The following is a 14,292-nucleotide window of genomic DNA, read 5'->3' as shown; positions in this document are numbered from 1 at the left end:
CTTCTATATGTCAGCTATACCCTCTCGAATGTTTTGGTAGAACTTGCATTCTTCATTGGGGTACTTAAAAGACCCAACCTTATTTTCTCAGCAATATTTCGTCCTTCACGAATTGCATAATTAGTTCCGCGATCCTCTGGGTAGATATGAGCCATAGTAGATATCCATGCATTCGAGTATGGCGTTTTCTCATTAGGTAAATATTGTGAGTAATTTCGTTCGGTAACGGGTTGTGCGAATTCGGCACGCCATAATTTGTATTCCAACACCCAACTACGATCAAGCTTAGGAAACATGCGTTTTAAATGCTGGAGTGCAAATTCGAGATATTGTTCGTCACTGTAATGCCAAAGCGGATCTTCAACAGCAAGATAGCGCGACAAGAATGCGATATGGGTTCCACGATAATTGTCAGGAGAATCAAAATTGGTATGCTCTATCACACCGACAAAAGGAAACCCGGGATCATTAACATTCGTCCAATAAATATTCGATAAACTTTGTTTTAAGCGTAAGACAAGACATAAATTTCCTAAATATTTAACCCGTCTTAAGCGTTCAATCCACACAGGATCGGCAGTTCCTTCAAACAAATTGGCAATGATGGCAAAAGCAGGAGTAAAAAGAAATTGCTTCCCCTCTATGTTTCCTTGATTTGTAATCACTGAGCGTAGGTATTGACCATCGTTGTTAACACTAATTACTTTTTCGTTAAAGCTAACGGTACCTCCGGCTGCTTGTATTGCCTTAACCATAGCTTCTGCAAGGCGTCCGAATCCACCTTTAAAATAAGCAAGCTCCTCCCCTCCTTTTTTATCGCGCGTGCTACCCCGCAGTAATAATTTCTTCCAAAACCAAACAGCAGAAACTTCTTCAGCAAAGAGGGAAAATTTGGAAGTAATTAAAGGTTCCCAGACAGTTCGATATACATTTTTACCACATAGTGGTTCCAACCATTCACGAATCGTCAAATGTTCAATTTTGCGCCAATCTTTTACCTTACGTACTTGAAAGACAAGTAAACCTAAACGAATGCGATCAATAAAAGATAAGGCTTTGAAGCGGAGCAAATCCATGGGGGTCGATAATTTCCACATTCGGCCGTTAAAATACATCCCAGTACGGGAGGGTAACGTTATGATGTCCTCTTGCATTCCCAATTCTTTTACCAACTCAGGAACATAAAGATCGTTATTAAACCAATGATGGTAAAATTTTTCTAGTCTCACTCCATCTGCAAATTCAAATGTTCCTGCTAAACCTCCAGGTGTATCATCTGCTTCAATGGCACGTACACGATATCCCTGCTTTGATAGAACATAAGCAGCAGTAAGTCCAGTAAATCCTGCCCCAATAATAACAACATCATATTGTTCCATGTATCATTACCTTAATGATTAGTTAAAACAGTATTATTTTTACTCGAGTACCGCCATACAGAACGGAATAATTCAGGGGTAAATAATACAACGAGGCCGCCAATCACTGTGATTGGCAACCAAAGCGTAATATGAGCCAAAACCGCATAACTGGCAGCTTGTTCCGTGCTGCCTCCTAACATAGTTAACGCGGTAAAAGCAGCTAAGTGGAAAGGACCAATATATCCTGGAGAAGAAGGAAATAATGTGGATAAGGTAACCATAGCCATGATGAGGACAGCCAGGCTAAGTCCCTTGCTGAGGTCAAATCCCATGAGTACAAAGAGATACAGTCCGGCTTCAAAAAACCAGGCTAATAAAGATAATCCCAACAACGTTAAGAGTACTGAACTTTTGGACATTAGGGCAATATCTTGAAGAAGCTTAGCACATAGTGCTAATAATTTTCTTACCAATGTTTCTTTATCTGAGTACTTATTTACCCATTTCGTAATTATTTTCGCAATTTTAGCGCTAAACAATAACAAAAAGATAAAGGTAGTACCTCCTAGAATCACCAAACTCACTATGGAATGTACTAACCAAGAAGGCAGTTTTGTATCTTTTATAATCAATAAACTTATAAGGAGGCAGGCTAATAATGTCATTAAATCAATCAAACGCTCTATTAAAAGGCTGCTTGTTGCGGTGGTTTTATCAACCCCAATGGCTGAAGGAAAGATAAAGGCTCTCATCGCGTCACCAAGACGTAATGGCAATACATTATTCAATGCGAAAGAACCAAAAAATGGTGCAATGCAAGTTCTGACTTTGATCTTTGAACCAGCGGATTGCAACATAATAGCCCAGCGTATCACCCGGAATGAATAGCCCACTAAAAGAGATAAAACAGCTGGTATCAAATACATCCAATGAAATTGTGCTAAAGCTATCTTTAAACCTTTAAAATCCACGTTCTTAAAGATCAAGCCAAGACAAATTATGGTTAATGTCAGACCTAAAATGTGCCGAAGCCAGTGGGATTTTTTCTTAGACATTAGTTTACCCATAGTTGCCAAGGCGCATTGCCTTGATTCCAAAGTTGCTCAAGCATCCTTTTATCACGTAATGTATCGCATGGCTGCCAAAAACCGTTGTGGATGTACGCAGCTAAATGACCATCACGCGCTAGATTAGTGAGCGGCTCGCGTTCCCATGAGATAGTATCATCTTGAATATATTCAATAACCTGGGGCTCAAGCACGAAAAAACCACCATTAATCCAGCCAATTTCGTCACTAGGTTTTTCTTCAAAACTGAGTACTCGATTACGAGAATCAAGATTCAATACACCAAACCGGCCTGGGGGCTGAACCGCGGTAACGGTTGCTAATTTTCCTTGTTGTCGATGAAATGCCAAGGTCTTGGTAATATCAATATCTGCCAAACCATCGCCATAAGTTAGGCAAAATGTTTCATTATCCAAATAAGGGGCTGCTCGTTTTAATCGCCCTCCTGTCATGGTTTCGGAACCCGTGTCAATAAGTGTGATGCGCCAATTTTCTGATCGATTATCCAAAACTTGATACTCTCCTGTCCGGAGATCAATCGACATGTTTGACATATGTCGATAATAATTAAAAAAGAATTCTTTAATGAGATATCCTTTATAGCCAAGGCAGATGATAAAATCGTTGATGCCATGATGTGCATAAGTTTTCATAATATGCCATAGCAAAGGTCGTCCCCCGATTTCTACCATTGGTTTCGGTTTTAAATCAGATTCTTCTGCGATTCTTGTTCCTAATCCTCCCGCAAGAATAACTGCTTTCATAATATCATCCTAGTTAATATTTAAGTTCCGTTTCAGAAAAATTAAGGCTTTGTTCAATGACAGCAATAGGTTCGGAGCGCAAAGTAAGATAAATGCGTAGCAAATATTCTCCAATAATACCTAATAAAATAGAATTTAAACCGATGCCGAAAAGAACGAGTATGTGCATACTGGCAAGGCCGCGCGGTAAATCAGGATGAAGCACTCTCAAAAAAACATAGTAAATACTTCCTAACAAACTAATGACCAGCATCAAAATACCAGTAAATGAAGCAAACCGAAGCGGAACTGACGAATGATTAAAAACGGCAGTTAATCCCAAACTGACAAGACGGGTAATGTTAAATTTACTATCGCCCGCGATGCGCGCTTCACGTTCATAAGGAATGCCGATTTGTTTGAATCCTAAGTTTGCTATCATCCCGCGAATATAAGGATTTGAGGTTTTTATTTGTGAAAGCGCAGTGATCACCTTACGATCGATGAGTCTGAAATCTCCTGCGTCACGCGGTATTGGATGTTCACTAATTTTATCAATGACCCAATAACCGAATTGTCTAAATTTATTTAACAGCCAGCTTTCTTGCCGTTTTTTGCGAATACCATAAACTACCATGTAACCTTTTTGCCAATATTCAAAAAAATTTTCAAGCATTTCGGGAGGGTCTTGCAAATCAGCATCAATCTGCATCACTGCATCCCCACGGGTATGAAAATAATTAGCAAGAATGGAACGTTGAAATCCAAAATTTTTAGAAAATCGAATGGCTTTTATTCGTTGATCTGTTGTCGCCAAAGCAGATAACTTATCCCAGGTTTCATCATTGGAATGATTATCAGAGAATACAAATTCTAAATGACATTTCCCTGCCAATCTTGAACCTAAAGATGATAAGCGTTCATAAAGAGCATCTAAATTAAGGGCTTCATTTAAAACAGGAATAGAGATAGAAATTAACGGTAATCTTTGTTGTTTTGGATTTGTACTCTCTTCTAATTTAGACATGTTCACTCTCCTTGATGTACTGTAGACATGACCGTAAATAGGAAACAATAGCGGGTAAAGGATCCCGAAACGCTTCATCCTTTAAGAAAGTAGAACGGGAAAACACTTGATCACAATTATCCTTTAGGGGTTCAGGTAAAGCGCCAATCTGTAGTAAATCTAAACATCCAAACGCAGCAAAGAGATGATGAGCAAGGTATTTTAAAGTTAATGGTTGTCCGTGACTTAACTCAACAACACCACTTTTTTTAAGAAGAACTAAATTAATCATTGCAAGTACGTCATCATCAATGTGATGGTATTCCCTTAATTGATTTCCTGGTGACATTTTAAAATCACTGTGATGTAAAATAGCATGAAGTACTTGCCCAAGGAACATAAATGGGCTGGGTAATCCCACTCCATACAGAGTATGCAGACGAATATGCAATGCTGTCGCATGCTTCACTGAATAATTAGTAACATAGTCCCCTAGACGCGTTTTACTTGCAATATAAGCGTTACTCGTCTGCGACCCAATCAACGTTTCCATCACTGTGCCGAAAGTCACCGTATGGAAACCTAATCGCCCTGCTCCTTCGATTATGTTTTTGGCTAATGAGAAGTTAACCTGGAAATGTTCCATCTCCGGTTGATTAGGATCAAGTATACCTGCAGGGACAAACACCACGGGTGTTTGCTCACTCGCATTACTCCTCCATTTTTTATGCAGATCTTCGAAAAAATATGAGATTTTATCTGCACTATTTTTTTGCCACCATCCATCATAAATCTTACGATCTAAAAGAATTGGTTTATCGAGTGGTGAAAATTGTGCAAGTGAGCGGCCTAAACGACTACGTGCCCCTATAATAACCTTCATTTTCCAATCCCTTCGCGCCATGATTGAATTTGGTTTAATGTAAGTTGCCGTGCATTGCCAGGATTGTGGTAATAGTCGCGGTACCACAGCGCTGTTTCGGCGATCATACGTTGCGTATCCCAGACAGGACGCCACCCAAGTGTTTCTCTAGCAAGCGTACTATCCAAGGCGAGTGAACCTGCTTCAGGCAAAGGACTTTGCATGTAATTTAACTCAGGGTAAGCCCAGTGTTGGCCTATGAGATCGAGCATGTTTCGCACAGTATATTGAGAGGGTTCTTGCGGCCCTAAATTCCAGGGACGGCTGAAACGATTAGGTTCTTCAGAGAGTAACCCTGCCATTAACATAAGGTACCCATGAATTAAAGCAAGCACATGTTGCCAAGGACGCGTTGCATCAGGAAAGCGCAATGTTAAAGGAGTATTTTCAATAATGGCTCGGACAAAATCAGGAATCAAACGATCTTCAGACCAATCACCACCTCCGATAATATTGCCGCCACGAGCAGTAGCAATGGCAGGCCCCTTGCCCTCTGCGAAGGGATATGAGGTAGAGTAACTATGAATTACCATTTCTGCTGCAGCCTTAGATGCGCTATAAGGATCTTTTCCCCCTAGGGGATCATTCTCACGATAAGGCCATAACCATTCGTGGTTTTGATATACTTTATCTGTAGTAACACAGAGCACAGCACGCACGCATTTGATCAAACGTGCCGCTTCTAAGACATGGGCTGTTCCTTGAGTATTAACGAGAAAAGTTCGAACCGGGAGATGATAAGAGCGTCTGACTAATGCTTGAGCGGCCAAATGCAAAATAACATCTGGCTGAAATTGCTCCACTGCATGCAAGAGTTCATCAAAATTACAAATATCGCCAAAAGTTGTTAAAACGGAACCTTCCAACTGTAAGACATCAAACAATGAAGGCTTGGTGTCTGGGGGAAGAGAAAAACCAGCAACTGAGGCTCCAATCTGTTGCAGCCAAAGAGAAGTCCAACCACCTGTAAATCCAGTGTGTCCTGTGACTAATATTTTTTTTCCAGCAAGCGCTTGTTCGAAAGGCAACAAGTACATGGGCATCACTCCTTATTCCCATCTAATCAACACAAGTTTTTCCTCAGTGCAATGTCTCGTTCTTCATGTGCTCAGTAACACTAAAATACTAGTGTAAGATGTTGATTCGGTATTTCTCTTAACTCGACATCCTTTCTTCGTTAAATCTAAAGCAAAGCAGTTAGCGCTTCAGCTAATTACTGCATTCCACCTATAGTTTTTTAATTCTCATTTGGCAACAAATTTACATCTTCAACGCATTGTGTAGCGCAATACATTAGAAATGTTTTTTCTTGGTTAAAGAAAGACAAATAGTAAAACAGTTTTCTAGCTTTTTGTCTTGGAGGACATAGTTTCCTTATTTAGACTCGAGTTGTACAGCGAGTTAAGTTTATTTAAGTCCCTTTAACTTATGCTTGCAAATTCTAATGTACTTGATTCTTTTATGCAATTTAAAATTTTTAAAGAAGAAACGTCTCTGAGTCCATCGACAATTTAGTAAAATTAAATTACATTAACGAGCAAGCTAAATTTACCATTTAGTAAAAGAACAAAGGCATGTCATCAAAAATACAGGGGAAGTTTATGCAGTTAATACCTATAATTCTTTGTGGTGGTGCAGGTTCGCGCCTTTGGCCAGTTTCTCGAGAATTACATCCTAAGCCTTTTATCCGAATACATGATGGGCAAAGCCTATTACAGAAAGCTTTTTTACGTGCATCCTTATTGCCCGAAGTCAAAGAGGTAATGACAGTAACTCATCGTGAATTATTTTTTAAGATAGAAGACGAATATCGGGCGATTAATAAAAACGCCGTTTCAACTTCTTTTATTCTAGAACCCTTTGGGCGGAACACAGCGGCCGCGATTGCTATTGCAGCTTTGCAAATTAACAAAATATACGGTGAAAATATTTTAATGCTGGTCCTGGCGGCAGACCATTTAATTCATGATCAAGATGCTTTTCAAAATGCGGTAGCACAAGCCAGGGAATTGGCGATGCAAGGTCAATTAGTCACTTTTGGTATTCAACCTGATGCGCCAAGCACTGCTTATGGTTATATCGAAGCAGAAGGTTCCCAAGTACTTCGTTTCATTGAAAAACCTTCATTCGAGAAGGCGCAAACTTATTTGGCAACGAATCGATTTCTATGGAATTCCGGCATGTTTCTTTTTACTGTAGAGAGCGTGCTGCATCTAATGGAAAAATATTGCCCCGCTATTTTATCTGCAGCCAAACATTGTATCGATCAATCCAGTCATGCAGAAGGAAAAGGATTTAGCCAACTTGAACTGGATGCAGCGAGTTTTAATTTAGTACCCGATATTTCAATTGACTATGCTTTGATGGAGAAATCGTCAGAAATCGCAGTAGTTCCCTGTGATATCAACTGGACAGATGTAGGTTCATGGGCCACATTAGGTGATCTGGTGGAAGCAGATAATCAAGGGAACCGAATTGAAGGCGAAGCTTTTTTGCATGACGTCGCTAATTGTTATATTCAAAGTGATGAGCGTCTTGTAGGTGCGGTTGGCGTTGAGAATCTCGTTATCATTGATACTCCTGATGCATTGTTGGTGGCTGATAAATCCCGCACACAGGATGTGAAACACATTTACACACAACTTAAAATGCAAGGGCATGACGCACATAAGCTCCATCGTACTGTTCATCGACCATGGGGTACGTACACGGTGTTGGAAGAAAGCCATCGTTTCAAAATTAAACGTATTGAAGTAAAACCAGGAGCCAGTCTAAGCCTGCAAATGCATCATCACCGCAGCGAACATTGGGTAGTGGTAAGTGGTATGGCCAAGGTAGTAAATGGTGAGCAGACTTTTTTTGTCAATACCAACGAATCTACTTACATTCCAGCAGGTCATCAACATCGTTTAGAAAATCCAGGCGTGATTGATTTGGTAATGATTGAAATACAAAGCGGTGAATATCTAGGTGAAGATGATATTGTTCGCTTTCACGATAATTATGGACGTGCTTAAAATTATTAAAGGCAATGGAATATAACTTTACTTTAAGAAAAGTATTTCGTAAGGGAAAAAATGAAAAAAGCATTAATTACTGGAATTACAGGGCAAGATGGAACCTACTTGGCAGAGCTTTTACTTCGTAAAGGCTATGAAGTTCATGGAATTAAACGTCGTTCCTCTTTATTTAATACCGATAGAATTGATCATCTCTATCAAGATGTTCATCAAGAAGATCGAAGATTTATTTTGCATCATGGGGATCTCACGGATTCTACGAATTTAATTCGCATTATTCAGGAGATTCAGCCAGATGAAATTTATAATCTTGCTGCAATGAGTCATGTTGCAGTCAGTTTTGAAACTCCAGAATACACAGCTAATGCGGATGGGATTGGCACATTAAGAATCCTGGAAGCCATTCGTTTGCTTAAACTGAATGGCAAAACTCGTTTCTATCAAGCATCTACATCAGAACTTTATGGTTTAGTGCAAGAAGTGCCACAAAAAGAAAGCACACCATTTTATCCGCGCAGCCCCTATGCTGTTGCCAAGCTTTATTCTTATTGGATCACTGTTAATTACCGGGAAGCCTATGGTATCTATGCGTGTAATGGAATTTTATTTAATCATGAAAGTCCAATCCGCGGCGAAACTTTTGTAACCCGCAAAATTACACGAGCTCTGGCAAGAATTAAGCTGGGTTTACAAAAATGCCTCTATTTAGGAAACTTGGATGCAATGCGGGATTGGGGGCATGCGCGGGATTATGTAGAAATGCAATGGCTCATGCTACAACAGGAACAACCGGAAGATTTCGTAATAGCTACGGGCCAACAATTTAGTGTCAGAGAATTTGTAGAAGCAGCTGCACAAGTTGTCAATATTAACATTACTTGGCATGGTGAAGGCGATAAAGAGATTGGTTGTGATCAAAATGGTAACAAGATTGTATGCGTGGACCCGCGTTATTTCCGTCCTTCTGAAGTAGATAATTTATTAGGGGATGCAACTAAAGCAAGAGAAAAATTAGGCTGGATTCCCAAAACCAGCTTCCAATCATTGGTTTCTGAAATGATGCTAGAAGATCTCAAAATAGCGCAACGAGATGAGTTAGTAAAACAACATGGATTTGCAGCTTATGATTATCACGAATAAAGATACGACGATAAATACTTCATCAAAAATTTATGTTGCTGGTCACCACGGTATGGTGGGATCAGCTATTGTTCGACAATTGCAAGCGAAAGGATATAAAAATCTACTTCTTCGTAGCCGTGCTGAACTGGATCTTACAAATCAAGCAGATGTCATGGCATTTTTTAATCAAGAAAAACCAGATTATGTTTTTTTAGCAGCTGCGAAAGTCGGTGGAATTCATGCCAATAATTATTATCGTGCTGAATTTATTTATCAAAATTTAATGATACAAACCAATGTAATTCATGCTGCCTGGCAGGCTGGCGTTAAGCGATTATTGTTTTTGGGATCCAGTTGCATTTATCCACGAGATTGTCCTCAACCGATTTGCGAAGACTATTTATTAACAGATTCCTTAGAGCAAACAAATGAACCTTATGCCATAGCTAAAATTGCCGGGATAAAACTCTGTGAAAGTTATAACCGCCAGTATGGGACGCAATATGTATGTACCATGCCAACGAACCTCTATGGTCCCAATGATAATTATGATTTGCATAATAGCCATGTGCTACCCGCACTGATCCGCAAAACACATGAAGCGAAATTGCGACACGATGAACATCTTTTGATTTGGGGTACAGGTAGGCCTAAACGAGAATTCCTTTATGTAGATGATATGGCCGATGCTTGTGTATTTCTTATGGAGCATCCTGCCGCTCAAGGCATCTTTAATATTGGTAGTGGAATGGATGTGAGTATACATATGTTAGCTGAACTCATCATGGATGTGATTGGGTATACTGGAACTATCGCATTTGATCCAGAGAAACCTGATGGCACGCCACGGAAACTATTAAATATCGATCGTATGAAAGAACTTGGCTGGGTTGCTCGGACTTCTTTACGAGAAGGAATTGTAAAAACTTACCATGATTTTTTGAGCAATAAAAAGTATCAATCATGCCACAACACAATTCCCGCGTAAATTTTTCGATAGTAGGCTCTGTTTACATTTCGCTAGTGACCAAGATAGTAGAAATGTAACAGAGCCTAAAATAATTATTTGAAAATTAGGCTCCATTAAAAAGGAGCGCCTCTATACCTATGAATTAAAAATAAAGGAAGTGTATTTGATTGTAGCGAATATACATTGACGCTCTTTTAAGCTTATATAATGGAAGATTATTTCAGCTACAATACATCTGCAAAACCATCCTTTGTTTTCTGAAATCCAAGAAATCCTATATAGGCAACACACATACTCATTACAAAAAAGACACTTAGAGTAGTCCATTGGGGAAATGTTCCAAAAATAACAAGACCTCGAGCTTGTTCAATTATGAAAGTCAATGGATTGAGGAGTAAAATTTTTTGAAACATCTCAGGTAACATACTGATTGAATAGAAAACAGGCGAAAGATACATCACAATTTGTAAAAGAAAAGCCATCAGATGAGCAATATCTCTTATATATACCCCTGCCGAACAAAGAAACCAACTCAGACCCAAAGTAAAGAAGATTAAAGGGAGAAACAAAAAAGGAAGTAACAAAATCGTTATGTTAATTTTTCCTAGTAAAAAGAAAGAAAATGCTACTAATATTAACGTATTAATCATTGCATGAAATAGAGTTGTTCCAATGATCACCCATGGAAAAACTTCAATAGGAAAAACCACTTTTTTTACAAAATTAGCATTACTAACGATCATAATAGGTGAGCGATTCATACATTCAGAAAAAAAATTCAAAATGATTAAACCCACATAGATCAGTAATGAATACATTAGATTATTAGTGACACCTGGCCATTGGATACGCATAAAAACACTAAACACAAGCGTATAAAGACCTAGCATCAGTAAAGGGGCGAGTATTAGCCACAATACTCCTGCGAAAGAACCACGATATCTCATTAAGATATCTCGCTTAATGAGTTGGAAAATAAGGTTATGGTGACGCCATAACATTAAAAACATCTGTGCAGGATGATTTTTTGATAAATACCGACCCATTTCATTCCCTAACAAGTACACATCCAGATTGGAACTATACAACAGCATTCAATGAAAATACATACAACGCCTAAGTCATAGTACAAATAAATCATGTTAACTCGTTGTATACCATAATATTTATGAAAAACATCTCATTAAATATCTCAAATTAGCTTGTGCTATCTAAAGGGTATGTTTAAACTACTAAGTGCTGTTATGGTTAAGGATAAACATATTAGGGTTGCCCAGAGCACCAAGTTTAGAGAAATGATTCGTAGAATAGCTCACTCATTATTTAATGTAACACATATCAATTTGTTTTCAGTCGCTTTTAAAATGCTCGTGAACAGTAAACGCAAGTTTATTGGTATGGTAGTTGGCGCTACATTTTCTGCCTTCATTATCATGCAGCAACCGGCTATTTACCAAGGAGTAACTGATCGCATTGTAGCACCAATTCGGGCGATCACTGGAGTGGATTTATGGGTTATGACAGACAACTCATTTACATTTGCTGATCCTGTGCGTTTTGGGCCTATAGATGTCTATCGTGTTCGTAGTATTCCTGGAGTACTCTGGGCGAAACAAATATATCGATCCTGGCAAACGATGATTTATCCTAAAACTGCGAAAACTATAACATGGGAGCTAATTGGGGTAGATCCTGACACCCTACTTGGCTTACCTGACACTATGATTGCGGGCGACCGCTCCACAATCCACCGTGCCAATTCAATTATCATTGATGGTTATGCGTTAAAACAGTTTGAAAGACCGAATAAAAAATCCCTCCAACTTGGCGACAAATTGGTTGAAGGACGAAATAAGTGGATCATAACAGGGATTACAAAACCCCTACGTACTTATATGTACGAGCCTAAAGCTTATATGACGAGCAATCATATCCCCAATATTTCTAATAAGCCTTCTTTTATTTTAGTCAAACTAAAGCCTTCATCTAATCTCTATCAAGTTGCCTTTGCCATACGCAATGCAACGGGACTTCTCCCATTAACCCCCTCTCAATTCATCGATCGCGCCAATAAATTTTTCCGAGAAAAAACACCTATTATTATTGCGTTTATTGCTATAGCCATTGTTGGGTTTATTATTGGACTTGTTATGATGTGGCAGATTTTTACTAATTTTGTTTTAACCCATCTTCATCAATTTGGCATGTTGAAAATGTTAGGAGTTTCCAGTTCATCATTAATTAACATGGTATTATTTCAAGCTTCTATTATCGGTGGATTGGGCTATACCCTTGGGCTAATATTAACAGCCCTATTTGGATTTATTTTTCATGATACTACTGTTGCATTCCATCTCACTTGGCAGATCACTTTATTAGGTGCATTAGGTTCATCAATAATCATTGTTTTTTCATCCTATTTTGCTATCTTAAAAGTCTTACGTTTGGATACGGTAGAATTATGTCGCGACTCAAATTAATGGATACCAGTGAATCTCCAGTCTTACATTGTATGGGTATTGGCAAAACCTACCAAACGGGTACTACCACGATTTCTGTATTAGATAATTTTTCATTAGCACTTAATCCAGGCGAAATAGGCATGTTAATAGGGGCATCTGGATGCGGAAAAACAACGTTGCTCATGATCGCCGGAGGGATTCTCTCTCCTGATCAAGGAATTTGTTCGATATCAGGGAATGACCTTTATAAAATGTCACCGAAAAAAAAAGTTGCTTTTCGTGCCGCCCATATCAGCTTCCTTTTTCAACATCTTCATTTATTTCCGTCTTTGTCTGCTCTTGAAAATGTAGCGTTGCCGTTATTGATCGATGGGGAGTCACCTGAGAAAGCCCATCAGAAAGCAAAACAATTGATGATTCGTTTAGGATTGGAAATCCATATTCATTCCAAATTAGATACTCTGTCCGGGGGACAAAAACAAAGAATAGCGATGGGACGTGCATTAATTCGCGCACCCCATTTAATTCTTTGTGATGAACCCACCAGCAATTTAGATAGGGATAGCAGTGACTTGGTTTTTTCGCTGATACAGGAATACGCTCAAATGTATGGATGTACTTTTTTAATTTCTACTCATGATTATCGTATTATGTCACATGCGGATAAAATACTTGAGTTTAAGGGATTAAATGATTATCAAGTAACTTATCGAAAGGAAACAGTATGAAAAGAAAAATTATTGGTGGGAGTTTTCTGTTACTTTTGATCATTGGCTTATGCTCATCTTTTTTATTGAGTCGTAAAATGATAACCGCTCAAAATATATCAGTTCCAGTTGCTGCAATTGAAGAAATAATTGCCCCCGCGATTCTTGACTCTGGAAACGATATGACTCATGTTCCCAGCATTCAAAGTGGAATTGTAAAAAAAATCAATGTCACAGTGGGACAGATGGTAAAAAAAGGAGAAATTTTATTCTCACTCGATGACACCATAGGACTACATAATGTAACCGTCAGTAAGATTGCGCTTCAACAAGCAGAAAATAATTTCATGATCCAAACAAAAAACTTAAAGCATGCCCAATCGCAATTAAAACGTTTAAAGAGTATTGATAAGCGTGCTCTTAATCCAGCTGAATTACGGGAAAAAGAATATGAAGTGAAAATGGGTAGAATTCAAATCAAACAATTACAGAACAGTTTAGATGCTGCAAAGGCGAATCTTAGAAATGCAAAATTGGCACTGAATCAATTTTACATTGCCTCGCCCAAAAATGGCATTGTTTTACAAATTAATGCGCATGTTGATGAATTTGTTGGAGCAGGAAGTCAAGTGATACTCTTAGGAGATGCTCAAAAGGTGATTGTCCGAGTTTCTATAGAAGAGCGAGATGCGAAAAAATACTCCCCTGAGGCCTCCGTTTATTTAACTGGAGATAAACTAAAGATCCCTTTAACCTTTATTCAACTCGATCGCTACATTATTACTAATGATCGCCTCAACGCGCGAGTACAAGAAGCTTTATACTTTTTTGATCGAAAAGATTACCCTGATCTTGCTGCAGGTCGACAATTTGATGCCCATATTGCTGTTAAAAAGAAGACATGATCATCCC

Annotated in this window: 13 protein-coding genes; 6 read left to right on the top strand and 7 right to left on the bottom strand. The window is 38.7% G+C overall.

The genetic code is table 11. The annotated features are described in order from the left end of the window. Positions 1–14: 14 nt before the first annotated feature. Genes LXO92_RS08975 through rfbG form a run of 6 tightly spaced genes read right to left on the bottom strand, consistent with a single transcriptional unit; the run spans position 15 to position 6,136 of the window. Positions 15–1,379, bottom strand: coding sequence for an NAD(P)/FAD-dependent oxidoreductase (locus LXO92_RS08975; RefSeq protein ID WP_232890819.1), 1,365 nt, complete (start codon positions 1,377–1,379; stop codon positions 15–17). Between the two features lie 11 nt (positions 1,380–1,390). Further along, the gene (locus LXO92_RS08970; RefSeq protein WP_232890818.1) at positions 1,391–2,416 is read right to left on the bottom strand and encodes a lysylphosphatidylglycerol synthase transmembrane domain-containing protein; all 1,026 of its coding nucleotides are present in this window, start codon (positions 2,414–2,416) and stop codon (positions 1,391–1,393) included. Next, positions 2,416–3,192: a glucose-1-phosphate cytidylyltransferase gene (gene rfbF, locus LXO92_RS08965; RefSeq protein WP_232890817.1), complete on the bottom strand. Its 777-nt coding sequence runs from the start codon at positions 3,190–3,192 to the stop codon at positions 2,416–2,418. The genes LXO92_RS08970 and rfbF overlap by 1 nt, the downstream gene beginning before the upstream one ends. 13 nt (positions 3,193–3,205) lie before the next feature. After that, complete coding sequence (locus LXO92_RS08960) at positions 3,206–4,198, bottom strand: glycosyltransferase family 2 protein (RefSeq protein ID WP_232890816.1); 993 nt, start codon at positions 4,196–4,198, stop codon at positions 3,206–3,208. After that, complete coding sequence (locus LXO92_RS08955; protein WP_232890815.1) at positions 4,191–5,060, bottom strand: NAD-dependent epimerase/dehydratase family protein; 870 nt, start codon at positions 5,058–5,060, stop codon at positions 4,191–4,193. The genes LXO92_RS08960 and LXO92_RS08955 overlap by 8 nt, the downstream gene beginning before the upstream one ends. After that, a complete protein-coding gene (rfbG, locus tag LXO92_RS08950) occupies positions 5,057–6,136 on the bottom strand; it encodes a CDP-glucose 4,6-dehydratase (RefSeq protein WP_232890814.1) in 1,080 nt (359 codons plus the stop codon). The genes LXO92_RS08955 and rfbG overlap by 4 nt, the downstream gene beginning before the upstream one ends. 564 nt (positions 6,137–6,700) lie before the next feature. Here rfbG and LXO92_RS08945 point away from each other — a divergent pair. Genes LXO92_RS08945 through fcl form a run of 3 tightly spaced genes read left to right on the top strand, consistent with a single transcriptional unit; the run spans position 6,701 to position 10,229 of the window. Further along, positions 6,701–8,116 carry a mannose-1-phosphate guanylyltransferase/mannose-6-phosphate isomerase gene (locus LXO92_RS08945; protein WP_182352348.1) on the top strand — a complete coding sequence of 472 codons (1,416 nt, stop codon included), beginning with the start codon at positions 6,701–6,703 and terminating at the stop codon, positions 8,114–8,116. A gap of 60 nt (positions 8,117–8,176) precedes the next feature. Continuing rightward, on the top strand, positions 8,177–9,259 hold the full coding sequence (gmd, locus tag LXO92_RS08940) for a GDP-mannose 4,6-dehydratase (RefSeq protein ID WP_182352347.1): 1,083 nt from the start codon (positions 8,177–8,179) through the stop codon (positions 9,257–9,259). Next, a complete protein-coding gene (gene fcl / locus LXO92_RS08935) occupies positions 9,243–10,229 on the top strand; it encodes a GDP-L-fucose synthase (protein ID WP_232890813.1) in 987 nt (328 codons plus the stop codon). Before gmd ends, fcl begins: the two co-directional genes overlap by 17 nt. A gap of 206 nt (positions 10,230–10,435) precedes the next feature. On the opposite strand, the gene LXO92_RS08930 is transcribed toward fcl, so the two are convergent. After that, positions 10,436–11,257, bottom strand: coding sequence for an ABC transporter permease (locus LXO92_RS08930; protein WP_232890812.1), 822 nt, complete (start codon positions 11,255–11,257; stop codon positions 10,436–10,438). A gap of 174 nt (positions 11,258–11,431) precedes the next feature. Between LXO92_RS08930 and LXO92_RS08925 the strand changes: the two genes are divergently transcribed. The 3 genes from LXO92_RS08925 to LXO92_RS08915 are packed head-to-tail and all read left to right on the top strand — an operon-like array spanning position 11,432 to position 14,285. Beyond that, positions 11,432–12,691, top strand: a complete 1,260-nt coding sequence (locus tag LXO92_RS08925) for an ABC transporter permease (protein ID WP_232890811.1) — start codon at positions 11,432–11,434, stop codon at positions 12,689–12,691. Continuing rightward, positions 12,673–13,401, top strand: coding sequence for an ABC transporter ATP-binding protein (locus LXO92_RS08920; protein ID WP_182352343.1), 729 nt, complete (start codon positions 12,673–12,675; stop codon positions 13,399–13,401). The genes LXO92_RS08925 and LXO92_RS08920 overlap by 19 nt, the downstream gene beginning before the upstream one ends. Beyond that, positions 13,398–14,285: an efflux RND transporter periplasmic adaptor subunit gene (locus LXO92_RS08915; RefSeq protein ID WP_232890810.1), complete on the top strand. Its 888-nt coding sequence runs from the start codon at positions 13,398–13,400 to the stop codon at positions 14,283–14,285. The genes LXO92_RS08920 and LXO92_RS08915 overlap by 4 nt, the downstream gene beginning before the upstream one ends. The last annotated feature ends 7 nt before the right edge of the window (positions 14,286–14,292 follow it).

It is taken from the genome of Legionella resiliens, from assembly GCF_021344005.1.
GTDB classification, from domain to species: domain Bacteria; phylum Pseudomonadota; class Gammaproteobacteria; order Legionellales; family Legionellaceae; genus Legionella; species Legionella resiliens.
Note: the sequence above shows the minus strand (reverse complement) of the source record. Positions and strands in the feature narration are given on the sequence as shown.

Excerpts from the sequence above, each read along its gene's own strand:
- LXO92_RS08945 (WP_182352348.1), top strand. The coding sequence starts at position 6,701 with ATGCAGTTAATACCTATAATTCTTTGTGGTGGTGCAGGTTCGCGCCTT.
- fcl (WP_232890813.1), top strand. The coding sequence starts at position 9,243 with ATGATTATCACGAATAAAGATACGACGATAAATACTTCATCAAAAATT.
- LXO92_RS08925 (WP_232890811.1), top strand. The coding sequence starts at position 11,432 with ATGTTTAAACTACTAAGTGCTGTTATGGTTAAGGATAAACATATTAGG.
- LXO92_RS08955 (WP_232890815.1), bottom strand. The coding sequence starts at position 5,060 with ATGAAGGTTATTATAGGGGCACGTAGTCGTTTAGGCCGCTCACTTGCA.
- LXO92_RS08915 (WP_232890810.1), top strand. The coding sequence starts at position 13,398 with ATGAAAAGAAAAATTATTGGTGGGAGTTTTCTGTTACTTTTGATCATT.
- LXO92_RS08960 (WP_232890816.1), bottom strand. The coding sequence starts at position 4,198 with ATGTCTAAATTAGAAGAGAGTACAAATCCAAAACAACAAAGATTACCG.
- rfbG (WP_232890814.1), bottom strand. The coding sequence starts at position 6,136 with ATGTACTTGTTGCCTTTCGAACAAGCGCTTGCTGGAAAAAAAATATTA.
- rfbF (WP_232890817.1), bottom strand. The coding sequence starts at position 3,192 with ATGAAAGCAGTTATTCTTGCGGGAGGATTAGGAACAAGAATCGCAGAA.
- LXO92_RS08975 (WP_232890819.1), bottom strand. The coding sequence starts at position 1,379 with ATGGAACAATATGATGTTGTTATTATTGGGGCAGGATTTACTGGACTT.
- gmd (WP_182352347.1), top strand. The coding sequence starts at position 8,177 with ATGAAAAAAGCATTAATTACTGGAATTACAGGGCAAGATGGAACCTAC.
- LXO92_RS08930 (WP_232890812.1), bottom strand. The coding sequence starts at position 11,257 with ATGGGTCGGTATTTATCAAAAAATCATCCTGCACAGATGTTTTTAATG.
- LXO92_RS08970 (WP_232890818.1), bottom strand. The coding sequence starts at position 2,416 with ATGTCTAAGAAAAAATCCCACTGGCTTCGGCACATTTTAGGTCTGACA.
- LXO92_RS08920 (WP_182352343.1), top strand. The coding sequence starts at position 12,673 with ATGTCGCGACTCAAATTAATGGATACCAGTGAATCTCCAGTCTTACAT.